A 25642-nucleotide genomic window follows, 5' to 3' on the forward strand; every position below is an offset into this window, starting at 1 on the left:
AATGAACGGGTGTCTTCGCTGCCAGAACCCCCGTTTAATTACCGGCAAACCAACGCGCGACAGCCTTTCGAAGTTCGCTGTAATCCGGGTTGGTCGCGCAAGCCCAGGCGATAATGCCATCCGGGCGTATCAGCGCGGCGCTTACACCTAATCGCTCTTTTGTGCTGCCTGAAATGTATTTCATCTGGTAACTATATTCACTCGCTAAAGTTTTAAGTGAAATGTTGGCATCAAAATCCAACAGTATCCCCAGGCCATCGTGCATAAGCTCGCCAATTCTCATACCATTCCCCAGCTCAAAGTTGGGAACGCTGTAGCCTGTCAGGGGGTGGTGGCCGTCAAGATCATAGTGGGTAAAAACGCCCCACACGCGTCCTGCAAAATAGGTGGCGCCATCACGCGTATTCATCAAGTCGCGCATAATTGCTTGCAGCGCGCGGGCTCCCGGATTTGGTTTCATGATTGCAACTTGCGCTCGTGACCAATCCAAAACCTGTGCGCCAATTGGGTGCCGTTCAGTATAATAACTGTCCAGCAGGCCATCCGGCGCTTCCTGCCGGATGGTTACAGCAAGCTTCCAGCCCAGGTTCATGGCATCGCCCAGTCCAAGGTTAAGTCCCTGGCCACCTAATGGTGAATGAATGTGTGCGGCATCTCCGGCTAATAACACACGTCCGTTGCGGTAGGTAGTGGCTTGCCGTGCCCGGTCAGTCCAGGTGGTTGCTATATGCAGGGTATTGATGGTAACGTCGGTATCCGAAATACGGCGTAACACCTCCTGCACGTGTTCACGGGTAATTGGCTTTTCTGAGCTATGAAATGCCCCGCCGTCAAAATCCTGCATCATGAGGTAGCCTGGCTGCGATTGCAGGTACATGCCTCCTGGTGTCACGTTTCGGCCCGGGTTTAGCTTCTCAGAATCGGCAATGTCAACCCGGGTAGTGTAGCCGGTAAACTCAGGTTCGGTGCCCGCGAATTCAAAACCGCCTAGCTTGCGAACAACGCTACGGCTTCCATCACAACCTACCAGCCATTTACTCTGAAAAGATTGCTCGCCAGACTGAACGGTTACCCCCTCCGCTGTTTGATGAAAGTTAGTAACGGCAAGCCCGCGCTTGATTTCTACGCCAAGAGTCTCGGCGCGACGGGCCAGCACGGTTTCAAGCTCCGCCATTTCAGAAATCAAGCTGGTGTCGGTTGAGCCGGGCAGGCGATTCGTAAACTGAGTGGTGTCAATATCGCCTTCATGAAACGGAATGCCGGCAAAGTGCCCCACCTGGCGCCGTAACCCTTGCCCTGCATTTTGATGGGGATTTTTAAGGCGCTTGTGTACCTCAAGTTGTTGTAGCAACCCGCGCCGGTACAGCGCTTCTATAGTAGGTGCCGAGAGGCCCCGGATCCCGAAGGGTAGTTGTTTTAGTGGCGCGTGCGGGTTCTCCACTTTTTCCAACATCAGTACCGAACATTTGGCCAGGGCCAGTTCACAGGCCAGGAACAGGCCTACAGGCCCGGCGCCCGAAATGATCACATCGTAGACGGAATTATTTTGTGCAGATTTATCGCTTTTAAGTGTAACTTTCATATGGAATGATTTGATACACAAAATTCAGCAATGCTGCTGTCTCAGGCTTGTACAAACGCGACAAAATCGTTACCTACAGGCGGCTTCCCTTGCTTTGCTTTTCGAGCGAATGCTGCCGGTGTAGTGCCGCTATACCGTTTAAACTCGCGGCTTAAGTGAGATTGATCTGTATAGCCCAATTCGTGGGCTAAGCCCGCAAGGTTGATTTCCGGATAAAGCCACAACTGGTTACGTACCTGCTCAAAACGCATTAAACCGGATACATCTTTAACCGTATGGCCAGACGATTGCTTGAAGTTCCGCTCCAGCGTGCGAACGGTAGCGTGTGCTGCCGACGCAACTTGGCTTACAGGCATGGTACCCCTTGCTTTGCGCATAGCAACTCCTGCTTTAAATAGCATACTGTTGGTTTCAACATCCAACCGGGCATTCATGAAATACCGTTTTACGCAGGCCAGTGCTTCATCTATCCTGCCGGCTTCCATGCAGTTTTTTAGTGTGAGGTGAAGCTGGGCTATAGGATGCTCAAATATGCGTACGCCGCCTTTACCCGCCGGCAGCCCAAGTAAATCGAACACCGTCCAGGGAAAGCACCTGATGCCAATAATTTCCAAACGGTTTTTTGCGTAAAAAACAACAGGTTGGTTTAGCAGCCCCATCATGAACGGTGATGGTAATGACCGCAAGCCGCCATCCCGGGCAATGCTGCAACCGTTCCCGAAATGAAAAATAATTTCGGCATAGCCATCAGGTTGTACTTCAAAATCAGATAGCTGTTCCCCGAAATCTCTGCTGTTGTACCAAAAACATTTTATGGAATCTTGTAGCTCTTCAGGAGGCGCAAATTCTTGGTGCTGCATATTTTCAAAAATATGTAATATAAATCTGGCTGAAGGTTTGGGGAAATAAAATGTAAACGGTGGTATACAATAAAAGTCCCTTTTTAAGGGGCTTTCCGTTTTTGTAGCGGGGAGTGAAAGATTTTCGACCCCGTTTGTGGAAGATTTGGAGCGTTTAAGCCGAATTGATAAACTAATCGAGAATTCGTAAATCTTATGTTTACGTGATATTATACAGGTGAATGTAAATGAAGAAAAACGATTATGAAGGAGGAACGACAATCAATTTTACATCCGTACCATCGTATTTTTTGCTTAAGTCATTTTATAAGCCATGCGTATTCTTCAAATTATTGAGAGGATCGTAAATGAAGCAGACCAGATATTTGCAATCCGGATGGGGATATTCCGGGAGGCTTGACCAGGCCATTCCGTGCGCTTTGGAGCACCAGGTTGTGTAGGCAATTAGGGAAATCGCAATTAGTAATCAACAAATTAATATGATCAAAGTGTTACGGAATCAACTGTTTGCTATTCCGGAACAGGGAGGTCAATGGCTCCGGAATGTCCAGTTGATACGGCCAATCATTCATTTTATCAATGGTACTTTAACCGGTATACCACTAAAAATAAAGTGCAAGGAAAAGGATTGGAAATTTTTGATAGTAAGTTGGCATACAAAAATCACGATTTTAAAGTCTTTTCTTCTAATAGAATACAATTCAGATCAGGAAAAAGAAATTTATGAGAAGCTACTGACATGTAACTACCTGACCGTTAAATATGAATTCCCAGTTAACAGGGATGGTGAATTAAAATATCCCGATTTTACAATTGTCAATCGTATAAATCGAAAGACTTACTATTGGGAGCATTTTGGAATGACTCATGCCAGTAGCTACCTGGATTCAATGACGCAAAAAATTGAATGGTATAAAATCAATGGTTTTAGAACCGTGGAGGAAGGGGGAAACTTAATTTTTACAATTTATTCGGACTTGAAAAAACTTCAAAGAGATATTGATAAATACATAGAAATAATCACACATTAAAATTGTTAGTAAATGGCAATGTAAATTAAGGTACTCTGTTTTATATTAACCATCCAAGGGCAAGTCCTGTATTGATAAAGGCGACAGAGCTAACTCAATACTTAACACAAAATCTTTTCTTTATAACCATCCAAACCTTTCGACCAGTTTTTCCTTTCTGTTTCTTGCCACGGGGATGTTGTCATCATTGTTCATGATGAGGTAATTGCCTTCACCCCGTACATATTTTTTGATTTGATCGAGGTTGACCAAATACTGCCTGTGTACCCTTACAAAATTCCGCTCTTCCAGTACTTCTTGGATATCGCCCAGCGTTTTGCTTACTATGTATTGTTGCCCGCCTGCAACATGAAAACGGGTATAGTTATTATCTGCTTCACAATACAACACATTTTTTATTTCAGTAAATATTACGCCATTCTGGTATGGCAGGGCAATTTTCCCGGGATTGTATTTTTCTCCGCTTTGCAGTTGTTGTTTCATTAACTGTAGCTGTAGCGGATCGGGCCTTTGTAGCAGCGCCTTTTCTACAGCGAGTTTCAGGTCTTTTCCATCAATGGGTTTTAATAAATAATCCAGCGCGTTAAAGCGAAAAGCTTTTACTGCAAACTGGTCGTATGCAGTTACAAAAACAAGACTAAAATTGATGTGGCCAATTTTTTCCAGTAACTGAAACCCATTCATCACCGGCATTTCAATGTCTAAAAAAACAATATCGGGTTGCAGTTCTTTTATCTTCAACAGGCCGCCTTCGCTGGAGGTACATTCTGCCATTACCTGCACATGTGGGCAATACATTTTTAATTGCAGGGCCAGCAGTTTCACACAATCCGGTTCATCATCAATAATAACGGCTTTCAGCATTTGTTGATTTTATAAAGGTATTTCTATAATTACTTTAGTACCTGCTGCATTGCCCCCTGTATCAACCAGGTCGACAATTTTTACTTCCGTTTTTGTCTGGTAAATATGGTTGATGGCATCCAGTCTTTCGGCGGTCATCTTTAATCCAAATGATTTTTGACTGGTGGCCGATTTGCTTTTGTGCTTCTTTGCCATCTCCCTGCCAATGCCATCATCACTAATTTCAATGTGCAATAAATATTCTGAAGGCTGAGCAATATCAATGGTAATATGCCCCCCTGCCTGTTTGTGCATCAGGCCGTGCCAAATGGCGTTTTCTACATAAGGCTGCAACAACAATGGAGGCATCTCAATGTATTGCTGATCGATGTGAGGTCCTACATTTATTTTGTATTGTACTTTGTCCTTAAAGCGCATGGCTTCCAGTTCTATATACAGTTTCAGTGTTTCCAGCTCTTTTTGCAGTGTTACTTTTTCTGATCGTGAATTTTCCAGCACCAGCCGGATCAACCGGGAGAACTTGGTAAGGTATTCAGAGGCTGTTTGTGAATTATTTTCCAGGGTATACAACTTGATCGAATTAAGACAATTAAAAATAAAATGAGGATTCATTTGAGCCCTCAATGCTGTCATTTCTGTTTCAGCAATTTTCATTTCAAAAGCCGTTCGCACCTGATTTATTTTTTGTTCTTGTACTACTTTATTTTGTTCTTCCAGTTCTGTTGTTCTTTTTTCCAGTTCATCCTTCAACTGTACCGTATATTGCTTTTGTAAATTATTCTTTTCAATCAAAACTAATTTACTCCTGTAGGATAAGGCAAAAGAAAAACAAAGTGCTTCAATTGTAAGCCCAAGCAAAAAATAGAATGGAATAAAGATCAGCACATAACTTACCGCATCAGTTCTGAATTTCACATTCGACAAAACCATCAGCGGCATACACCACAATAATAACATGCTCAACAAACCACCAAACATAAACCACTTTACTTTTCCCTTACTCATCACTGTGAGCGTTAGTAAAACGAGGTTCAAAACGGTTACAGGTATCATGGAAACAAAGTATCCATAGTAGTTAACGAATAGAAATTTACCCGTACGTATGGTTGTAAACTCTATCAGCATTTGAACACAGGCCACTACCAGTAAAACTTTTACCAGCATCCAGCCCTTCTTAAATTGCTCAGGTAGTTTCAGCATTGTGCCAATGAATAAACTATACAGCACCGGCACAAAAAACAAGAATATGGAAAAAATAACGTCGTTGAAAAAAGGAGAGAATACACCAAACTGGTGCCGTATGTCAATCCAGAAAAGCCCTGTAAAAGACGCCGATAAAGTATAAGCCATGTACCATACAAAAGCTTTATCCCGATATAAAAAAAACTGGTATGCTGCAAACACTGTTATAAAAAACAAGCAACCGGTTAACATGGCAAGGAATAGAAAAAGCAAGCGGCTGTTCCATATACTTTCAGACCGACTGTTTAAAAGTGTGTACCGGGTTTCCAGGCTTATCCATGCAGGTACAAACTTACCCTGCCTGTCTTCCGTGCGAACCCAATATGTTTGTGTTTCACCCGGAGAAATGGATATAGCAAAACCAGTCCTGTTTACGCCCGATACGCCGGCCTCATAAATACCCGACTTTGCAAGCAAGCCATATGCATTGTACGATTGTATAAAATAATGCCCACCGGGATTTACCCAAAGATGAATGCTATTTTTGAGAGAGCTATTACGGATTGAAAAGCGGAGCCATTCAATTACTAACGGGCGCATAGACGGTTTGTCAAGCCGAAGGCTGTCCGCATAAAAAACAAAATGCTTTTTTTTAACTTCCTCAAAGCTTACCGGCTCATCGTTCCTGTCATGGTAAAAAAAGCAATTATTAAAAATGGGCATTCCTTTCCCCCATTGTGGTTGGCCATTTAACACAATAGTATCCTGTGCTGATACTTTGCCCAACAACAGCACTATCAATGCAACTATAAAAAGGAAACGATACATAACAGGATGTATTAAAATTAAAACAACTATTTGCATTCTCCTAATTCAAATGGTGACAGGTCGCTTTTTTGAGGGAATGGCAAAAAGTTTCGCAATGAAACTCTTTAGCCTGCAAATACTGCTGCTCACTCAAAAAGATAGCTCTTCACCAATAACTGTTTTAAAATGCAAAACAGCATATGCAATTTTATACCATCAAATAGCAATACTGCTTAAACAGAGCAGCCTGCAGTGCCCATTTGATGCCGCCATAATAATTAAACCCGCAAAAAACACAATGATCACATCAAAACGCGCCCAGGACAAACCGGAAAAAAATAGTGGAATAACCAACCGGCTCATTTACTTTTTTATATTTCTGCTGCTCGTTAGTGTTGCCGGCTTTTATAAAACATACCTGGTTAAGTTTCCGGATTTTAATGGCTTTACCTGGGCGCACCATTTTCATGGATTGATCATGGTGATATGGATCTTATTGTTAATTGCCCAACCCGTTTTTATCCGAACCAAAAAATTGGAGTGGCACAGAATAGTTGGCAAAGCGTCTTATTTTATATTTCCATTATTGTTGCTCTCCTTTTTCCTGGTTACCCGGGCAGCTTATTTAAGAAATATTAAAACAACAGGCGAAACGGAAGCTTTAGCAACCATGGGTTTTAGCGGCATTCCCGATATGTTTTACATCAGTATTTTGTATGGCCTGGGCATTTATTACAAAAAGAAAACCACCTATCATCTCCGTTTTTTTGCCTGTATCGGTTTAATGATCCTTGGACCCGGACTGGGGCGTTTTCTGATCGCAACCTGTGGTCTTCCATTTGCAGTCGTTGGGGTGATGGGTGGCGTTATCACTCTTTTTACACTGGGTTGGCTAATTTCGGACATTTTAAAGAAAAGATCTGCATTCCCCATGGCCGTTTTTTTAGGAATTATCGTCATCAGGATTGTTGTCGAGTCTAACAACCATTCGGCCTGGTGGCAGGGTTTTGCCAAAGGGATTGCTACGCATTTATTTTAAAGGGAATTTCAACCAAAGCATTAACAATGATCAGCAAAATTTTAAGAACGCGTGTTTCCATCTTCCTGGTGATATTCCCCGATCAAAGGTAATTTGGTCTATATGGCGATTCGTGGCTCCATATAATCATCCCAAAACTTTGCCATACTTTCAGCAGTCTTAAATAGGACAAACAGCTTTAAAAGTATTAGTTTTCGGCAAGTCCCCACCAAATTCATCGAGCTCATATTTTTTGGCCTCTTCAATAGTCGGTATTAGTTTTTCCCTTCTATCTTTTACCTGTAGGGTAATTATCTTATCCAATTCATCAACGGGCGCATTAATAAGATTATCTACAATTAGTGAAAATCCGGTTACGATAAAGTAGATGCTTTTTACCACCTCCTGTATTAACACTATTAGTGTTCTTATATCAATAATAGAAATACCGTTTGCTTCCCCATCCAATCCATCACGGTCTTGATGCGCAATCAGCTTATTTCTTTGGTTACGTAATTTACTGATCATCTCCATGTTTTCATCTAATTTATTCCCCCATTTATTCAAATCAGCTTCAGTTGCCATTCCTGGAAATCCACCTGCCTTAATGTTTAAGAACAGATTCCTAAGGCTATACTCCTTCTTTTTGCTAAAAAGCTTATACAATTCCAGTATCAGCAATCTCCATGACATTGCCTTTTGAAAATGCCAGTAGACGTTTTTATTCTTAATAAATTTTTTATCCGGATCTGTTTCTACTTTTCGCAAGTAAGCTACAGTTGCTATGTTTTCCTGGGCAATGGATAATCCTGATGGAAAAATATCGAATTATTAAATGACGAGGAGGAAACAAGTCAATTGATTGAAATACAGGCTGCTACAAAGTACTAGTTAATTGCTTTTAAAGAACTTCTTTCTTTAGGTACTGGAGCAGAATCGAACTAATTATTATGTTGAATTTCAGGGTAATAGGAAATTATAGAAAAACAGAAGCCTTGAAATGTGCATTTCAAGGCTTTCTGTTATTAGTAGCGGGGAGCAGGATCGAACTGCCGACCTTAGGGTTATGAATCCTACGCTCTAACCATCTGAGCTACCCCGCCGTTTTTAATTTAATCCTCTTTTTATATGGTTGGTAAAAAGAGTAGCTATGTTTATAAAACAATGTGCTTCCTTAAAAAGGTTTGCAAATATAGCAGAAATTCGTTTTCTTTAGAAAAAATGTTAACATTTACTGCATAACCTGTTTTCAAGTATAAACCCCGATGTCCGAAAAAAAGAAATTTACTATTGAGTATGAGATAAAATCATCTCCAAGAATACTGTTCACTTTCCTAAATGAGCCTAACGGGTTAGCACAATGGTTTGCCGATGATGTAAATGTTCGTGACCAGGTTTTTACTTTTACCTGGGACGATGAGCCGCAAAAAGCAAAACTTATTTTAGTTAAAGAAAATAAGCTGGTTAGGTTCAAATGGCTTGAGGATGAGCCGCAATGCTATTTTGAAATGGAGATTTTGCAAGACGAACTTACCAACGATGTTGCCCTGAGCATCACCGATTTTGCAACGGAAGACCAGATTCCCGAACGAAAACTGATATGGGATAACCAGATTGATTACCTCATAAGCGTACTGGGCGCGTAAGGCCAATTTAATTTTAGCTAATTTTGTATTACCAAACGCTAATTTTGCGTTAATGAAAATTAACCTGCACCGTTGCGCGTTTTTTATCCTGTAAATACAAATTGCCCCTGATGAAAAAGATTCACCTTTTACTGCTTAAGTCATTTATAAGGCCTTTTGTAAGCACGCTTTTCATCGTAATGTTTGTGTTGCTGATGCTGTTTTTGTTTAAATACATCGACGACCTTATAGGCAAAGGCTTTGCCTGGTATATTATCCTGGAGTTGATGATGTACAACTCGGCAACCAATGTGGCCATGGCGCTGCCGTTATCGGTATTACTATCAACCATCATGACTTATGGTGCTCTTGGCGAAAATTATGAACTGGTAGCCATTAAAGCTGCCGGCATTTCGCTACGCAGGGCAATGTATCCCATGATCATTGTTGTATCCATATTAAGTATCGCGGCCTTTTTCTTTTCGGATTATATGCTGCCGATAGCTAACCTGAAATACTATTCCCTTTTATATGATGCCCGAAAGCAGAAATCGGCCGATTTACTGCCCGAAATGATATTCAGTTCCAGCTTTCCAGGCTACACCATCCGTGTAACAAAAAAAGATCCCGACGGGCAAAGGCTTTATGGTATTATTATTTATAAAAAAAACGACGAAACCAATAACACCGAAGTAACCATGGCCCGCGAGGGTACTATGTTCCGTACCATGGGCGATAAGTACCTGGTGCTAAAACTCAAGGAAGGTGTAAACTATGTGGAATCAAAAAGCGACGGCGCTAATTATGATCTGCGGCAACGCTTTACCCGTTTCCGGTTTAAAGAGATGGAGCAAAAATTTTCGCTGGATGGCTTTAAAATTAGCCGTACCGATGAAAATGAGTTTAAATCCGCATCGCAAATGATGAATTTGCGGCAACTTAAATTTTTTGTTGATTCGAGTCAAAAGGCTACGGATGCTGCTGTTGTATTAAATTATAAACTTATTACGCCGTACATCAAGTATTTTAATTTGCCGGCTAAGTCAAAAGTAAAATATATTGCTGCCGATAAAGATGTGTTGAAAAGCATGAAAATTGCAGATCAGCAGATGGCTTTATCAAGCGCTGCATCTGAGGTGCGGTCGGTAAAGGATTTTTTGAAAAATCGCGCCGATAAGTATAATAACGATGCGTCTACCATCCGCCGGTACGACTCGGAAGTGCAAAAGAAATATACTTTATCAGCCGCCTGTATAGCATTGTTTTTAATAGGTGCGCCGCTTGGCGCCATTATTCGTAAAGGGGGGCTGGGGCTGCCTGTGGTAATTTCGGTGATATTTTTCCTCATCTATTACATTATATCAACCATAGGCGAAAAATCTGTAAAGGCAGGTAACGTTAATACTGTATTTGGTATGTGGGTGGCCATTATTGTGCTAACGCCCATCGGGCTTTTCCTTTCCTATAAAGCCGCTACCGATTCAGTGATATTTGACATGGAGGCCTACAAAAGATATTTTAATAAAATCTTTAAACGTAAGGAAGCCTGATACGGCAAACGCCTTCAAAATCATTTTACATAGCACCGACCAGAATCATTTTAATATAGTTTAAATTTGTTTAAACTTTAATACATCATGGCAGCCTTTTAGGTTTGCCATACGTAATACCCACATAATGTTAAATACAATACAAGAAGCTATAGACGATATACGGTCAGGTAAAATGATCATTGTGGTTGATGATGAGGACAGGGAAAATGAAGGTGATTTTTTAACTGCAGCCCGCAACGCCACCCCCGAAGCAATAAATTTTATGGTACGCTATGGCCGCGGCCTGGTTTGCGCGCCTATTACTGTAGATAGAGCCCGCGAACTTGAACTGGAGCCGATGGTGAGCCATAATACCACCTCGCACGAAACTAATTTTACGGTTTCTGTTGATTTACTGGGACACGGCTGCACAACCGGCATATCGGCCACCGACCGTTCAAAAACAACCTTGGCATTAATTGATCCGGCCACTAAGCCCGAAGATTTAGGGAGGCCAGGTCACATATTCCCGCTTATTGCCAAAGATGGAGGCGTTTTGCGCCGCTCGGGCCATACCGAAGCGGCTATTGATTTGGCTGTTTTGGCCGGTTTTGAACCAGCTGGAGTTATATGCGAGATCATGAAAGAAGACGGCGACATGGCCCGCCTGCCCGACCTGCTGGTTATGGCAAAAGAGTTTAACCTGAAAATTGTATCTATCAAAGACCTGATAGCTTACCGCTTAAACGCCGAGACACTGGTTAAAAAAGAAGTATCGGTGAAAATGCCTACCGAGTGGGGCGATTTTGAAATGATAGCTTACACTCAACTGGATACCGGCGAAAATCATTTGGCTTTGGTAAAAGGCACCTGGGAGCCCGGTGAGCCAATTTTAACCCGGGTGCATAGTTCATGCGTTACCGGCGATATTTTTGGATCGTGCCGTTGCGATTGCGGCCCACAGCTGCACAAAGCAATGGAAATGATAAGCAAGGAAGGAAAGGGCGTAGTTGTTTACATGAACCAGGAGGGCCGCGGAATAGGCCTTATCAACAAGTTAAAAGCATACCACTTGCAGGAAAACGGTTATGATACCGTTGAAGCAAACGTTAAACTGGGCTTTAAAATGGATCAGCGTGATTACGGCGTTGGAGCGCAGATATTGCGCAGCCTTGGAATTTCGAAAATGAGGCTGATGACCAACAATCCCAAAAAACGCGCAGGCTTGATTGGCTACGGCCTTGAAGTTGTTGAAAACGTACCTATCGAAATAGCGTCAAACCCTCATAACGAATTATACCTGCGTACCAAACGCGACAAAATGGATCATGCGATTATGCGCGACCATTAAGCTGTTAGATGTGCAGATTACAGATGTGCAGATATGCAGATTTTAAATGTGCAGATGCAGGGAAATCAGATTATAAAAAAGCAGGTTGATTAATGTCAGCCTGCTTTTTTTGTATTAGATATGGCAATCTTCAATCGCTCCAGGTGCATTCATCTGCACATTTGAAATCTGAAATTTGCACATCAATAACTAATCATCGTCGTCCGGTTTGGTAACAATAGGATTGGGGTTTGTTACCGGTAACGGTGTTACCGGGGCCTGGGCACGCTTGCCGCTTCTGAAAAGGTTACGGATAAACTCGCGGAAGGTGTCAAAATCCCGCTGATAAACCAAGCCCAATCCGTTCACATACTGCGGAAGCAACTGGTTATTTAAATTGTTTAGCGTGGTGCTGTTTAAAATTCGGTACGAGTACCTGGCAGTTAAGTTGCCATCTTTCCTGATGCGGTACAAGGCCTCAAAATCTTTGTTAATGGAGTTAAAGCTTTGATTGAAAAGGGTAGTGTTATTGTTGTTAAATAAATCGTTTGAGGCTGTGTTGGTAAACAAACTTCCGTTAAACGAAAGCCTGTCGTTAAAAAAGCGCAACGAGGCGCTGGCCTCATTAAAGGATCGGATGTTTAAATCAAAGTTTTTAATGTTTGATTGTGCTATCAGGTTGTTTAGTTTATTAAAAGCAAATTCGGTAACGGCATCGCCTGCGGTGCTTATAACCTGGTTGGTTAAACTGTTGTTGCTGCCCGACGAAAACTGCCTGCGCACAATGATGCTTAATGCCTGCTGGCTGCGGTTGTTATTGTCTGATAAATAAGTAGCCACGTCATCCTTTACCGAAGGATCGGTTGGGAAGTTAAAGTCGAAGTCGATAACCGGTAGTAACAACGATTTGGTCAGGATCAACTCGGCCTGTACCAATACCTGCTTATTGCCCTGCGGCGATTGCAGGCCCGCGGCGGTATACAACGGCGAACGATCTGTACGTACCTCATATAGCGCTTTCAGGTTTATTTCGGCGTTTGCCGGGTTGCCTGTCCACCTGATGGTACCGCCCTGGCTTACCGTAAAGTTTTTACTGATAAAGTTTTTAGCCGTAAATTCAAATTTGCCCGTGGTTATTAAAAAGTCGCCATACATTTCAAAATCGCCCAGGCTGTTAATATTCAGCTTTAGGTTATTGGCTACCCCGCTGCCTTCCAGCAAGCCATAATCTGTTGCTATCCTTACCACGGTCTTTTCGTCGGCGGTTAAATCAAAATTAAGGGTTACGCCATTAAATGCGCGCTCTTTGGCTACAACTTTGGCGGTATCGCTATGGCTTACAAATTTTATAAAATCATAATCGCTTGCTGTTGATGAGGTGTTAAGCGGGATATTGAAAATTGTGCCTGCCTCGGTGCGCGCAGTTATATCAATTTTCATGTTATCAACCGGGCCTTTGAAACTAAAATTCCCGGTACCGTAAGCGGTGCCGTAATACACGTGGTTGTCTTTAAACGTAGTATTCAGCGCCAGCAGGTTTTTTGCAACCAGGTCAACCTCAATATCCGGGTTAGATGGATTGTTTAAATCTATCGTTCCATTAGCCGTGCCCGTGCCGCCTTTTTTATCTTTTAGCACCATGTTATCTACTTTGATAACGCTATTGGTTACGTTTACTTTGGTATTAACGGTATAAGCTGTTTTTAAATAATTAACGGTTACGCCTGTGTTTACCAGGGTAACATCTCCATTCAGTTGCGGTTTTGATAATGGCCCCGTCAGCTTCAGGTTGGTGGATATGTTGCCTTTAATATCTGATACAAGATCTTTGATAAAGGGTTCAAAAATGATAGCCTCTGTTTGGTTCATTTTTACGTCAAAGTCAAGGTTGTTTTCTGCATCTTTTCCAAAGGCGTATATACCCGATAGGTTCATGGTTTCAAGGCTGCGGTTAACAATGTTTAATTTCATATCGGCCTGCTTGCGGTCGTTATCCAGTGTTGATACCAATTTTACATTACCAATAAGCGTTTTGTTCATGGTAAGCGAATCGATAGATAGTTTTGCGTCAACACCGGGATCTGCAGTAATGGCGGTCATGTTTACATCGCCATTAAGGTAGCCTTTTAAAAATATGCCCGATGTTTTGGTAAGCTGGTTAAGCGTGCGCATATTAAATTGTTCAAACGAGAGCTTTAATACATCAGTAGGATTATCAGATATAAAGCCGTTTATCCTAACCTTTTGTGTTCCATTTGATAACTCAAAGCCTGTTACCTGGGTTTTGCCATTAAGCAGGCGGATGCGTACCTGGTCTTGTATTTTCCATTTTTCGTGCTCCAGGATCACATCCGAGGGTAATAGTTTCAATTTGGCGGTAGTGTCTTTACCAAATTCAACCAGGCCGTAAAGATCCAGCTGGTTTACCGCATTTTTATCGGATAGCTTAACGTTAAAGTTTAAACTATCATTTTTAAGAAAGTTGGTTATGTTAATATCCTTTATAAAAAGGCTGTCGGTTAAGTCAACCTTTTTTAGCGAAACGTTAAGTCCCAGCAAATTGTCGGATGTGCTTTCATCAATAATAAAATCATGAAAAACTATTTTGCCGTATTTAAACGTTTTGATATAGCCCGATAGCGTAGCCGTTTTGTTATTGGAATCGAAATGGCCGGTAAAATTCCCCTGATCTGGTATTTTTAATTCGGGTAAAAATATCGATGTAAGCGGATCGAGTTTTTTGATGGTCAGGTTAAAATCAAACTCTTCTGGCTTGGGTGGTACAATAGTAGTTTGTAACGAGGGGATATACTTTTTAACAATGGTTTTAAAATACGATGGCAGGGTAGCAAGGTCAAAACTGCCTTTAATATTGGCATCGGCAAAGTCAGATTTAAGGGCTATCTCCCTGGCATTGCCGCTGCCATTGGCCGATAGGTAAAGCGAGTCGGCCTGGTAATTATTGCGTGGGTCAACAATCTTTATCGGCGATAGCAAAATATTACCCTGTAAGTTTTTGAGATCATCGCCGCTGAACGTAGTTTTTAGCTGTGTACTAAGGGTGATGGTATCTTTTATCAGTTTTAAGGCGTTTAGTTTGGCATCCTTAATAGTGGCTGCCAAATCATAAGCGGGCAGCTGGCCATTTAAGTTTGCCTTACCTTTCAGGTCGAGCTTTATGTTTTTATCATTGATAGTAATATGCCCGTTAGCAAGTTTTTTTATAAACGAGCCATTGATGGTAAGGTTATTATAAGTGTAATTATTAAAATCGATGTATTTGATTTTGGCATCGCCTTTTTCGCTCAGGGTTTTCAGGTCGTCGCCGCTGCCTTTTATGTTTGATGTAAACGTGGTGCGGCCTAGGCTGCTTTCATCAAGCAGGGTGCCCAGGTCAAAATTAAAGGCATCCAGTTTACCGCTGTAACTGGGGCTACCCTTTTTATCAATCTTTAAATTAATATCCGAATCAAAACGGCCAAGCTTGGTTTTAAAAATACCATAGGCCACAAAATCGTTTTGCAAGCCGCTAAACCTGCCCGTGAAATTGATGTTGCCAAACTTGTTGATAATATCGGGAACTTTTAGGTTGGGCTGGCCCGAGAAATGACTGATGAGATAATCGATATCTTTTTTGTTGGATGCTATCTGGTCAAACCGCAATTCCAGGAAGGTGTTATTCCAATCGGGCAAGCCTCTTAAATTAAAGTCGCCTTTTATAAAGGTAGCCTGGCCACCGGTTATGGTAACCCCCTTTGATTTTAAATTACTAACCGGCCCGTGGGCCCGGCCATCTAAACCAAGATCAAAGCTTACTTTTTCGAGCCCGCTGGTAAAGTAGGCGATGTCTGCCGATGATACCCGCGACGATTTAAAATCGCCATCCATATAAACTTTCGTGTTAAACTCGTTAAAATCGCTAAACGATTTGAATTTCATCCTGAAATAATCTTTCAGATCAGAATGCCCGGTTTTTAAATGGAGGTTTTGTGCCAGTATCTGGTTAGTATCTATAGTGATATTTGATGTTAAATTTTTAACGTAAAACCCGCTTTTTTCTACAAGGGTTAGCTTTTGCACGTTGCCCTTAAAAAGGTGGTTTTTGATATCCATATTTAAAACCACCGTGCTAAAATGTTTTACATCAATATCGTCAAAATTAACCTGGGCCATTGCGGTATCAATCAGCTGGTTTTTATACCGGAAGTGGAAGTTGTTAATGGTAATCTTATCAAAATTCAGCGTCCATGGCTTGCTGGTGGTTTTTGCAGTATCGCCCGAGTTAAAATAATTGATAATAAAATCGAGGTTGGTGGTACTGTCCTTTTGCTTTTTCAGGTAAAACGAGCCGTTATCAAGCTCGATGGCCGAAAAAGTGATAAGCCGTTGTTTGATGCTGTTAAAAATAGAGAACCCATTGATATCTACCGCCAGCTTAGGGGTATTCAGCAGCGTATCCTTCTTTTTATCCAGTACATATAAGCCTTCAATAACTACAGTGCTAAAAGGTCTTATGTAAAGGCTTTTTATGCTTACGGTAGTACGCAACTCGTCCGACAAATATTTGGTCGCTTTTTTAGCGGCCCATGTTTGTACGGGTTTATATTGAAAAGCCAATAAAAGTATGCTCAGTGTCAATAATATCAACAACACCAGCCCGAATACTATTTTGAGTGCTTTTTTAATAACTTTGTGATTAATTAAAAATTCAAAAGTAAAAATTCAAAAAAGCCTTAATGGTTTTCACTTTCTGAATTTAATTTATAATCCGCCAAAAATTAAGTCATTTTGATTTTTAATTTTTGACTTTTGACTTAATAAAGTGCCTGTAATATTAGGAATTGAATCTTCTTGCGATGACACGTCTGCCTCTGTTTGCGTTGATGGGGTTATCCTGAGCAATGTTATTGCTAACCAAAGCATTCACGAGGCATATGGTGGCGTTGTCCCCGAGCTTGCCTCAAGGGTACATCAGCAAAATATTGTTCCTGCCGTTCAACAAGCACTATTGAACGCAAAAGTAAACAAAAATGATATTGATGCGGTAGCTTTTACCCGCGGGCCGGGCCTTTTAGGCTCATTATTAGTTGGCGTATCGTTCGCCAAGGCATTTGCGCTTGCTCAAAACGCGCCATTGGTCGAAATTAATCACATGCAGGCTCATATCCTGGCCCATTTTATTGGCGATCATAAGCCCGTGTTTCCGTTTTTATGCCTTACCGTATCGGGTGGGCACACGCAAATAGTTTTGGTGAAAGATTATTTTGAGATGGAAATTATTGGCCAAACACTGGATGATGCAGCGGGCGAGGCAATGGATAAAACCAGTAAGATATTGGGCTTACCTTATCCGGGTGGCCCGCTTATAGATAAATATGCGCGGCAGGGTAACCCGGATGCTTACAAGTTCCCCGAGCCGCAGATCGCAGGCTTTGATTTTAGTTTTAGCGGATTAAAAACGTCGATATTGTATTTTATTCGCGATAACGTGGCTAAGAACCCCGATTTTATCAGCGAAAATATGGACGATATTTGCGCCTCGGTTGAAAAACGGATAGCAACTATATTGCTAAATAAATTTGAAAAGGCCGCAAAACAGTATGGCATTAAACAATTGGCTTTGGCCGGCGGTGTATCGGCCAATACAGGTTTAAGATTGGGCCTGCAAGCGCTTTGCGAAAAAAATGGCTGGGAAAGCTTTATTCCGGCTATGCAGTATTGTACAGATAACGCCGCCATGATTGCAATTGCCGGTTACTATAAATATTTAAAAGGTGAATTTGTAGGGCAGGAAATTGCACCTATGGCAAGGATGATTTTTTAGGCCCCCTAACCCCCTGAAGGGGGAACAAGAGGGCATTAACTTTATTAATAATTTAAAACTCCCCCTTTAGGGGGGGCGGGGGGCTTCTTATGAACATTCCATCATTAATATTCTGGGCAGTTTTTGTGCTGCCGCTGGTTGCATTTTTAGTATGGCTAATGCGCCAGGATAAAAAAAAAGGCGTTACCGGGCTTATTGTATTGGCAATTACCGTTATCGGCGGTATTATTTACATGTACGTTAAAACGGGTGGTAAATAATTAGGTGAGTGGTTGAATGAGTTAACGATTTAGCATCTTGCTTGTGGTTTTTATGAAACTGGAAAATAATTGGCGCTACAAGTCACTACAAAACCTGGAAAATATAGCCGTTGAAGATCCGGCAACGGCGCCAACACAACTTGTACGACGCAGCCTGGAGCTATTAAAAGTCCAGCTAAATGAATTTACTACCGAGGATCTGCGTTTAATGATAGGTCAGGGGTTTAGCTTGCCGTATCTTGTGCCACTGGCCATCGAAAAACTTACAGAAGATCTTTTCGCCGGGGGGCGATTACTACCCTGGCGACTTATTAGCGGTTGTGCTAAAAATCAAAGTTCCTTTTTGGCAGGATAATCAACAATTATATCGTGCCGTGGCTGCTTTGATAGCCAGTAGGCACAAAGAAATTCAGGAAGCCAGAATTCGCCTGGGATCTTTCGCCACCTAAACTCTTTTGCTTGTTTTAAACCGGCGCGGTCAATCCTTTATGAAAAGTTTGAGCATAGCCCGCAATGGTTGCGGCCTGGTCAAGGCCGTTAATTATTTTGCGGGCGTTTACCCAGTCGGTTAAGTCGGCTGTAAAATATTTGCCAAGGCCCTTGCCCGTAAATAGCCCGCCAACCATCCCTTTAACCATGATGTTTGCAGCTATGGTTGGATCTAAGGCCAGTTCTGGATTTCCGAGCAGGTCAACGTGTAATAAATGGCCCATACTCTCATAATTCTCATACCAGGTTAGCTGTACGTAGCCCCTGCCATAATATAATTTATCGGGCGTGGTATAAGGTACCCGGTGACCAGAGCCAGCCCCCATTTTTAATTTTTTGCCATAGTCATGGCCGGCGCCCTTGCCAAATTCGGCTATCGGCTGCATTTTTTTGGCGCATTCATGAAACACTGTAGCCAGCATATACGCTGTTTTGCGGTTATCGGTTATGCCAGCTGCTGCAATAACGGTTAAAATTGTTTCGATGCCATCAATCTGGCTTTGAGAGAAATGTCCGCCAAACAATGGGCGGATGGTGTCGTAAAATGCTTTGCTTCCTGGCATAGTATTGTAAGTTTAGGTATGTTAATGATTGAGCCGACGTTACCCGGGTAGAAAAATTTACGCGATATCTTTGGGTAAGATGTTGGATGTTAATCAAATATAACGATTTAGGAACGAAGTAGCAAATCTTTTTATGGATTTTAAAATAGTGCTACCGGGAATATCCGGAGATAAAAAAACGGCTATGCTGTTATAAAGCGTAGCCGTTTTTTTTGAAATTTAAATTATCTATCGGGTAGCCCTGAATATCTTATTGGAACCGGTGTTGGTATACGCGCTGATGTAATAATAAGATGGAGTGATTACGATGCCTCCTAAAGTATATCCCGTTGGTATAGTGTATTTTGTAAATGTATCACCATTATTTAAGGATAGATTAAGGTAAGCAGTTCCGTAGGCTACAATATCTCCGGCTGTTTTTATTACGCTGCATGCTTCGCTGCCTATGTCTTCCCATGTTGCGCCCTGGTTTACAGAGCGGTATACGCGGGTGCTGCCAAGGCTTTGTCCCGAGCCTTTATAGCTAAAGGAACAAAATACGTTGTATGACGATGTTGTTAAAAAATCGCGCTCGCCCAGGTTATAATTGTAAATACCTGTTACGCCGCTGGTTTCTCGCCAGGTGCGGCCCTGGTCCATCGACTGGTAAAAAATTTTTTCTTCTTTCGAAGTAAAGTTCTTGCTGGTATCAACGGCAAACATGTACTTTTCATTCGCAAAACTGCTGATGTAATTGAGCGTTCCCGGACCGGAAATATCGGCACTTGACCAGGTTGAGCCGCCATCCGGCGACTTATAAACCTTTTTACCTGCCAACAAAGTAATTTTATCCTGGTTAACAGTAATTCCCGTAAAACTCCTGTTGGGCGATGTAGCATCCGGAACTATTTTTACCCAGTTAGTACCATTTGTAGATTTTGCAATGCCCAGGCTTGTGGTAACGTAGTAGTTGTTGTTATCGGCTTTGATAATGTTGATAGATGGTTTTTGCCCCTGGGCAAACGGTAAATTATTATAAACGTCGGTATATGATTTGCCGTCTGCACTAAAATACAGGTAACCCTGTTGCGGGCCCCCGGTAATAAGCACACTGCCTCCTGTACTTACCATCTGATTACTTTGCTGCAAATTGACTGATGTGAAAACCTCTGTCCAGGCCAGCGAAGTTTTTGGCGGGTTTACAGTAAAAATTAATGCTTCATTGGCACTGTTCCCATCAACACTTAAAATTATCTTTCCGGTAGTAGCGCTGGCCGGGACTTTAACAGTAAGCTTAGTTGCGGTAGCCGTTAGTACCGATGCACGGACTCCATTAAAGAAAACAATATTTGTGGCCGGAGTGGTACTAAAGTTGGTACCAGTAAAAGTGATAACATCGCCCGGGTTGCCTTGCGCAGGCGATATACTTTGCAAAACGGGTTTGTTAGTATAAGTAAACACCGGCCCTGTAATGGTTGTGCGGGCATGATTAACATTTACAGTTATTGCACCTGTTGACCCGCCGGCTGGTACCCGTACTGTTAATTTTGTACTGGTAGCGGTTAACATTATGCCGATAGCTGTTTTAAAAAACACTGTGTTTTCTGCCAACACTGTACTGAAGTTTGTACCGGTAATAGTTACGGTATCGTTTGTTTTTCCACTCGCCGGGCTAATTCCGGTTATCGTTGCCGGTAATAAATACGTGAATACAGGGCCGGTTACAGCAGTGCCGTTCTTTATGCTGACTATAATGCTTCCCGTGCTTGCCGTGGCGGGCGCGATAACAACCAGTTGGGTAGTTGTTGCCGAGCTGACAAATGCCTTAGTGCCATTAAAGCTAACCTCGTTATCGGTTTTTACTGCACTAAAATTTGTACCGGTAATTCTTACGGTATCTAAAGCAAACCCTTTTTGCGGACTAATACTTTCTATAGTCGGTTTATCACTTACAGGTGTGGGGTCAACTATATCAGTTTTTGGTTTAATATTGGCCTGGAAATTAGTAAGATCGAATGAGCCTGATGAATTAAACGAACGGGCTTTGGCGTCGGTAAATTTAATATCCCACTTAACCGTTGCTGTACCATTACTTTTTATAACAACAGTTATAATGCCCGATACCGCATAATAAGTATTGCCATCTTTAATGTACTGCACATAGGTTTGTACAGGAGTGGGGGTTACTACCGCATTAACCTTTATATGGGGATTACCCGGATTTAAAGATGTTCCGGCTTTTTTGCTTAACTCAATGGTGCCATCTTTGAAATCGTTTATAAAAAATACAATCTTATTTCCTGTTGTATTTAACCGGCCTGTAGCTTTCAGTGCTTTTACGTCATCTCCATCCGTACTATAATAAGTTGAGGTAATAGCCGCGGCATCCAGGTTATAATCGGTGCTGTCTATTTTTGCTGTAAGCGAAGGTTTGGTAATTGGCGAAGGATCAGATGAATCGTTTTTGCCTTTCGAGCATGAATAACCTACAATTAGCAATAATACTAATGCAGTTGATTCAGATAGATTTTTTAACGACATGTTCATTATGATGATAAGGAATAGAGTTATTGTTGCATTTTTTAATTTAAACGTAAAATAACCGGATAAGGTTAACCATAATTTCGTTAATAGTAATAACGGTGTAATGCAACCGGCGTGTGGACGATCAAAAACAGGTCAACAGTCCCTACGTTAAAGCGCGCAATTTTTTGTAACCGTGGTTTAGGATTGGGTTATGCAGGCACAAATAAAACTTAATAGTAAATAAGAAAGACCCCAATTACGAAGCCTTTCTTATTTTAATAGGTAACGGTTACTTCCCAAACCGTTCTTTTAAATAATGCCCGGTGTGTGACTTTTTTTCTTTGATGAGGCTTTCGGGTACGCCTTCAAATACTACTTTACCGCCACGGTCGCCGCCTTCGGGGCCAATGTCAATCACCCAATCGGCGCATTTAATAACATCCATGTTATGTTCAATAACAATAATGGTATTGCCGTGTTCAAGCAAGGCATCAAATGATTTCAGCAGCTTTTTAATATCGGCAAAATGCAGCCCGGTAGTTGGCTCATCAAAAATAAATAGCGTTTTGTGCGTATTGTTACCTTTAACCAGGAACGATGCCAGCTTAATACGCTGCGCTTCGCCGCCCGATAGTGTATTTGATGATTGGCCCAGTTGTACATAACCTAAACCAACATCAACCAAGGGTTTTATTTTTGAGATGATCTTTGGCTCCTTGGCAAAAAACTGCAAAGCTTCGTCAATGGTCATGTGCAATACTTCGGCTACATTCTTTTCGTTGTAGGTAATATCCAGTATGTGCTGTTTAAAGCGGTTGCCGCCGCAGGTTTCGCAGGTAAGGAAAATATCGGCCATAAACTGCATCTCAATCTTCACTTCACCCTCGCCCTGGCAAACATCGCAGCGGCCACCCTCTACGTTAAACGAGAATGCGGATGGTTTTAAGCCGGCCGCTTTGGCTGCCGGTTGTGCGGCGTACAGGTTGCGGATCTCGTCCCAGGCTTTTACGTAGGTAACCGGGTTTGAGCGTGATGAACGGCCAATAGGGTTTTGGTCAACCATTTCTACCTGTTCTATCTTAGCGTAATCGCCCTCGATGCTATCGTATGATCCGGTTTGCTCGCCCGAGTAATTGCCCAGCGTTTTTTGCAGGGCAGGTGCCAGTATGCGTTTTACCAAACTGGTTTTACCAGATCCGGACACGCCGGTAACCACGGCAAGTACACCTAAAGGGAACTTAGCATTTACGTGCTGCAGGTTGTTTTCGCGGCCGCCTTTTATCTCGATAAAATCGTGCCATTTACGGCGGGTGGCTGGTATAGCTATCTCGTCTTTACCGCTCAGGTAGCGGCCGGTTAAGCTGTTATCATCTTTTATAATCTCGTCATAAGTTCCGGTAAAAATCAATTCACCGCCATGAGTACCGGCTTCGGGGCCAATATCAATAATATGGTCGGCCGCCTTCATAATCTCTTCCTCGTGTTCAACCACCAAAACAGTGTTGCCCACATCGCGCAGGGATTTTAATACGCCAATTAGGCGCTGGGTATCCCGCGGGTGGAGGCCTATGCTTGGCTCATCCAATACATATATCGAGCCTACTAAGCTGCTGCCCAATGAGGTAGCGAGGTTAATTCGCTGCGATTCGCCGCCCGATAGCGTGTTTGATAAACGATTTAGCGTTAAATAGCTTAAGCCTACATCGTTCAGGAAAACCAAACGATTGGTTATTTCCATTAACAAACGTTTACCAATTTTGGCGTCGGTTTCGTTCAGTTCCAGGCCCTGGAAAAACTCCTGCGCTTTATCCAGCGGCATTAAAACCACATCGGTAATGGAACGTTCGTTGATTTTTACATATGATGCATCCTGGCGCAAACGGCTGCCCTTACACTCGGGGCAAGTGGTTTTGCCCCTGTATCGCGATAGCAAAACACGGTACTGGATTTTGTAGGTTTGCTCTTCCATCTCCTTGAAAAATTCATCAAGGCCGCGGAAAAATTTATTACCTGTCCACAATAACTTTTGTTCCTTAGCGGTAAGCTGGTTATACTGGCGATGGATAGGGAAATCAAACTTCAGGGCATGCCTCACCAGGTTGTCATTCCACTCGCGCATCTTTTCGCCGCGCCACGGGGCAATGGCCCCTTCATATATCGATTTACTTTTATCAGGAATAACCAAATCTTCATCAATACCAATTACCTTACCATAGCCCTCGCATTTTTTGCAGGCGCCGTAAGGGTTATTAAAGCTGAAAAAGTTGGGGGTAGGCTCTTCAAATTTAATACCGTCCAGCTCAAAACGGTCGCAAAAAAAGCGTTCGGTTTCCTGCTCCGCGCCAGCCTCCTGGTAACGCACGTAGCAATCGCCTTTACCTTCAAAAAACGCTGTCTGAACAGAATCGCCTAAGCGGCTTACTGTTTCATCTTCTTCGTTTTTGCTGATACGGTCGATAACGATGCGTACAGCTGAGTAGGATGTAAGGGATGACTGATGCGTAGTAAGGTTTATGGTTTCGATATCGCTTTCAGCCTTTTGCTTTTTGCCTTTCGCCTTTAAGCTTTCGCCTTTCACCTCTTCCACCAGCCATGACCCATCATCAACAATACTGGCGTCCTCTAACAATGCCTCTATTTTTGATAGCTTTCCCTGGTATTCTACGCGTACAAAACCTTTTTGCATCAGTACGGCCAACTCTTCTTTTAGGCTGCGGTTATTGTGCGGATATAAAGGAGCCAATATGGTTATCTGGCTTTCGTTGGGCAGGCTGAGTACAAAGTTTACCACATCGGTAACCGAATCTTTTTTCACCGGCAGGCCGGATATAGGCGAAATGGTTTTACCAATGCGCGAGAAAAGCAGCTTCAGGTAATCATAAATTTCTGTTGAGGTGCCCACAGTTGAGCGCGGGTTTGATGTGATTACTTTTTGCTCAATGGCTATTGCCGGGGCTATACCTTTTATATAATCAACATCGGGCTTGTTCATGCGGCCCAGGAACTGGCGGGCGTATGATGAAAGGCTTTCTACATAGCGGCGCTGGCCCTCGGCATATAAGGTATCAAAAGCAAGCGACGATTTGCCCGAGCCCGACATGCCTGTTACAACAACCAGCTTGTTTTTGGGGATGGCCACATCCATATTTTTAAGGTTGTGTACACGCGCCCCTTTTATAATAATATGTTTTGATGGATCTTTTTCTGCTTCTTTGCTCATATATTGTTGGTAGTCCATGGTTCATAGACCATAGCAAAAACCATACAATCACTATGGCCTATGGACTATCGACTATGGTCTTTTTTCTAAAATGCAAAAATCCTAAAATATTTAGCATAATCCAAATCGCTTTCACTTTGTTTAGATGATTATTGCAATTAAATACCCGAGTTTACAGTTTGTTGACTTTTAATTGTTTAGAGAGGATTTTTTGGGTTGGTGGTGAGCGGAATTACTTTAGCGTAAACACGTGAAGGAGTTGGGGTTTTTAAGAGTTGGATTTAACGGTTACCTGTATATTGGCGTAATAATGCTTTTAAAAGCTGGTATCATTTTGTAATTTTAAAATATAATCTAATATAATGACTACGCTGACTGTAAGTATTGAGGATAAAAAAACCGAGAAAGCCATCAAATCTGTATTGGGCGCTTTTGGCCTGGATTATAATGTTGCAAAAGACAACAATAAGCGCCCGTTATCTAAGTCGGAACAGGTGATGTATACCCGGCTAAAACGATCTGTAAAGGAAATAAATCTTTATAAGGAAGGGAAAATTGAACTTCAGGATGCAAGAGAATTTTTAAATGAGCTATAGAGTTATCACTACTATTAGTCTATGTTAACACCGGCAACATTTAATATTTAACATTTTTTAACATCTTGCCGGGCAATAAGTTGATGCCTTTTAATAAATTTACAGTACAAAATATTTGTAACGGATTTAATACAATTTAACAGTACCTTATTTTTTTATCAATTCAATTTTAAAAATTTATTTTGGTACCCATTAAACCTTTGGTAGTGTAATTTAGTCTAATATTATTGTTGCCAAATAATAAATTGTTTTGTTGCTAATTAACCCGATGAATATTTAAAAAATGACTGGTTGAAAAAATTTTATTTGTTTTTTATCCGGGAATTTGTTTTATTTGAAGTAACAATTTTTTTA

Annotated in this window: 18 protein-coding genes and 1 tRNA gene; 9 read left to right on the forward strand and 10 right to left on the reverse strand. The window is 42.0% G+C overall.

All coding sequences use genetic code 11. The annotated features are described in order from the left end of the window. Positions 1-34: 34 nt before the first annotated feature. Complete coding sequence (locus tag AC1DV1_RS00730; RefSeq protein WP_477353831.1) at positions 35-1582, reverse strand: FAD-dependent monooxygenase; 1548 nt, start codon at positions 1580-1582, stop codon at positions 35-37. A gap of 41 nt (positions 1583-1623) precedes the next feature. Beyond that, on the reverse strand, positions 1624-2442 hold the full coding sequence (locus AC1DV1_RS00735; protein ID WP_477353833.1) for a helix-turn-helix domain-containing protein: 819 nt from the start codon (positions 2440-2442) through the stop codon (positions 1624-1626). Positions 2443-2921: 479 nt separating this feature from the next. Between AC1DV1_RS00735 and AC1DV1_RS00740 the strand changes: the two genes are divergently transcribed. Continuing rightward, positions 2922-3473, forward strand: a complete 552-nt coding sequence (locus AC1DV1_RS00740) for a hypothetical protein (protein WP_477353835.1) — start codon at positions 2922-2924, stop codon at positions 3471-3473. A 120-nt stretch (positions 3474-3593) separates the two neighbouring features. Here AC1DV1_RS00740 and AC1DV1_RS00745 read toward each other — a convergent pair whose 3' ends face one another. Together AC1DV1_RS00745 and AC1DV1_RS00750 are read right to left on the reverse strand one after the other, a co-directional pair. Beyond that, entirely contained in the window at positions 3594-4337 is a 744-nt protein-coding gene (locus tag AC1DV1_RS00745; protein ID WP_477353837.1) for a LytR/AlgR family response regulator transcription factor, read from the reverse strand. Between the two features lie 9 nt (positions 4338-4346). Further along, positions 4347-6347, reverse strand: a complete 2001-nt coding sequence (locus AC1DV1_RS00750) for a sensor histidine kinase (protein ID WP_477353839.1) — start codon at positions 6345-6347, stop codon at positions 4347-4349. Between the two features lie 277 nt (positions 6348-6624). Between AC1DV1_RS00750 and AC1DV1_RS00755 the strand changes: the two genes are divergently transcribed. Then, positions 6625-7365, forward strand: a complete 741-nt coding sequence (locus AC1DV1_RS00755) for a hypothetical protein (protein ID WP_477353841.1) — start codon at positions 6625-6627, stop codon at positions 7363-7365. Positions 7366-7524: 159 nt separating this feature from the next. On the opposite strand, the gene AC1DV1_RS00760 is transcribed toward AC1DV1_RS00755, so the two are convergent. Then, positions 7525-8112, reverse strand: coding sequence for an AbiU2 domain-containing protein (locus AC1DV1_RS00760; RefSeq protein ID WP_477353843.1), 588 nt, complete (start codon positions 8110-8112; stop codon positions 7525-7527). A gap of 261 nt (positions 8113-8373) precedes the next feature. After that, positions 8374-8447 (reverse strand) — tRNA-Met (locus AC1DV1_RS00765). A gap of 162 nt (positions 8448-8609) precedes the next feature. Between AC1DV1_RS00765 and AC1DV1_RS00770 the strand changes: the two genes are divergently transcribed. The 3 genes from AC1DV1_RS00770 (at position 8610) to AC1DV1_RS00780 (ending at position 11852) form a co-directional block, all read left to right on the forward strand. Further along, on the forward strand, positions 8610-8990 hold the full coding sequence (locus AC1DV1_RS00770; RefSeq protein WP_090642033.1) for an START-like domain-containing protein: 381 nt from the start codon (positions 8610-8612) through the stop codon (positions 8988-8990). A 110-nt stretch (positions 8991-9100) separates the two neighbouring features. Continuing rightward, on the forward strand, positions 9101-10519 hold the full coding sequence (locus AC1DV1_RS00775) for an LptF/LptG family permease (protein WP_477353845.1): 1419 nt from the start codon (positions 9101-9103) through the stop codon (positions 10517-10519). 127 nt (positions 10520-10646) lie between these two features. Continuing rightward, complete coding sequence (locus AC1DV1_RS00780) at positions 10647-11852, forward strand: bifunctional 3,4-dihydroxy-2-butanone-4-phosphate synthase/GTP cyclohydrolase II (RefSeq protein WP_477353847.1); 1206 nt, start codon at positions 10647-10649, stop codon at positions 11850-11852. A gap of 189 nt (positions 11853-12041) precedes the next feature. Here the strand turns inward: AC1DV1_RS00780 and AC1DV1_RS00785 are convergent, their stop codons facing one another. Beyond that, entirely contained in the window at positions 12042-16448 is a 4407-nt protein-coding gene (locus AC1DV1_RS00785; protein WP_477353849.1) for a translocation/assembly module TamB domain-containing protein, read from the reverse strand. A gap of 205 nt (positions 16449-16653) precedes the next feature. On the opposite strand from AC1DV1_RS00785, the gene tsaD reads away from it, so the two are divergent. From tsaD to AC1DV1_RS00800, 3 genes are all read left to right on the forward strand, one after another. Further along, positions 16654-17655: a tRNA (adenosine(37)-N6)-threonylcarbamoyltransferase complex transferase subunit TsaD gene (tsaD, locus tag AC1DV1_RS00790; RefSeq protein WP_477353851.1), complete on the forward strand. Its 1002-nt coding sequence runs from the start codon at positions 16654-16656 to the stop codon at positions 17653-17655. An 89-nt stretch (positions 17656-17744) separates the two neighbouring features. Further along, positions 17745-17915 carry a hypothetical protein gene (locus tag AC1DV1_RS00795; RefSeq protein ID WP_177183727.1) on the forward strand — a complete coding sequence of 57 codons (171 nt, stop codon included), beginning with the start codon at positions 17745-17747 and terminating at the stop codon, positions 17913-17915. A 52-nt stretch (positions 17916-17967) separates the two neighbouring features. Further along, entirely contained in the window at positions 17968-18270 is a 303-nt protein-coding gene (locus tag AC1DV1_RS00800) for a contact-dependent growth inhibition system immunity protein (protein WP_477353853.1), read from the forward strand. Positions 18271-18379: 109 nt separating this feature from the next. On the opposite strand, the gene AC1DV1_RS00805 is transcribed toward AC1DV1_RS00800, so the two are convergent. The 3 genes from AC1DV1_RS00805 to uvrA all read right to left on the reverse strand — a co-directional run bounded on the left by AC1DV1_RS00805 (position 18380) and on the right by uvrA (position 24692). Continuing rightward, entirely contained in the window at positions 18380-18967 is a 588-nt protein-coding gene (locus tag AC1DV1_RS00805; RefSeq protein WP_477353855.1) for a glycoside hydrolase family 19 protein, read from the reverse strand. Between the two features lie 228 nt (positions 18968-19195). Beyond that, complete coding sequence (locus tag AC1DV1_RS00810; protein WP_477353857.1) at positions 19196-21487, reverse strand: IPT/TIG domain-containing protein; 2292 nt, start codon at positions 21485-21487, stop codon at positions 19196-19198. A gap of 274 nt (positions 21488-21761) precedes the next feature. Beyond that, positions 21762-24692 carry an excinuclease ABC subunit UvrA gene (gene uvrA, locus AC1DV1_RS00815; RefSeq protein ID WP_477353859.1) on the reverse strand — a complete coding sequence of 977 codons (2931 nt, stop codon included), beginning with the start codon at positions 24690-24692 and terminating at the stop codon, positions 21762-21764. A 362-nt stretch (positions 24693-25054) separates the two neighbouring features. Between uvrA and AC1DV1_RS00820 the strand changes: the two genes are divergently transcribed. Next, complete coding sequence (locus tag AC1DV1_RS00820) at positions 25055-25288, forward strand: hypothetical protein (RefSeq protein ID WP_477353861.1); 234 nt, start codon at positions 25055-25057, stop codon at positions 25286-25288. Positions 25289-25642 lie beyond the last annotated feature (354 nt).

The organism is Mucilaginibacter sp. P4_D1 (genome assembly GCF_056401935.1).

Coding starts and splice junctions, on each gene's coding strand:
- AC1DV1_RS00780 (WP_477353847.1), top strand. CDS start 10,647: ATGTTAAATACAATACAAGAAGCTATAGACGATATACGGTCAGGTAAA.
- AC1DV1_RS00810 (WP_477353857.1), bottom strand. CDS start 21,487: ATGTCGTTAAAAAATCTATCTGAATCAACTGCATTAGTATTATTGCTA.
- AC1DV1_RS00730 (WP_477353831.1), bottom strand. CDS start 1,582: ATGAAAGTTACACTTAAAAGCGATAAATCTGCACAAAATAATTCCGTC.
- AC1DV1_RS00745 (WP_477353837.1), bottom strand. CDS start 4,337: ATGCTGAAAGCCGTTATTATTGATGATGAACCGGATTGTGTGAAACTG.
- AC1DV1_RS00820 (WP_477353861.1), top strand. CDS start 25,055: ATGACTACGCTGACTGTAAGTATTGAGGATAAAAAAACCGAGAAAGCC.
- AC1DV1_RS00795 (WP_177183727.1), top strand. CDS start 17,745: ATGAACATTCCATCATTAATATTCTGGGCAGTTTTTGTGCTGCCGCTG.
- AC1DV1_RS00735 (WP_477353833.1), bottom strand. CDS start 2,442: ATGCAGCACCAAGAATTTGCGCCTCCTGAAGAGCTACAAGATTCCATA.
- AC1DV1_RS00755 (WP_477353841.1), top strand. CDS start 6,625: ATGATCACATCAAAACGCGCCCAGGACAAACCGGAAAAAAATAGTGGA.
- AC1DV1_RS00800 (WP_477353853.1), top strand. CDS start 17,968: ATGAAACTGGAAAATAATTGGCGCTACAAGTCACTACAAAACCTGGAA.
- AC1DV1_RS00740 (WP_477353835.1), top strand. CDS start 2,922: ATGATCAAAGTGTTACGGAATCAACTGTTTGCTATTCCGGAACAGGGA.
- AC1DV1_RS00775 (WP_477353845.1), top strand. CDS start 9,101: ATGAAAAAGATTCACCTTTTACTGCTTAAGTCATTTATAAGGCCTTTT.
- AC1DV1_RS00770 (WP_090642033.1), top strand. CDS start 8,610: ATGTCCGAAAAAAAGAAATTTACTATTGAGTATGAGATAAAATCATCT.
- AC1DV1_RS00805 (WP_477353855.1), bottom strand. CDS start 18,967: ATGCCAGGAAGCAAAGCATTTTACGACACCATCCGCCCATTGTTTGGC.
- uvrA (WP_477353859.1), bottom strand. CDS start 24,692: ATGAGCAAAGAAGCAGAAAAAGATCCATCAAAACATATTATTATAAAA.
- AC1DV1_RS00750 (WP_477353839.1), bottom strand. CDS start 6,347: ATGTATCGTTTCCTTTTTATAGTTGCATTGATAGTGCTGTTGTTGGGC.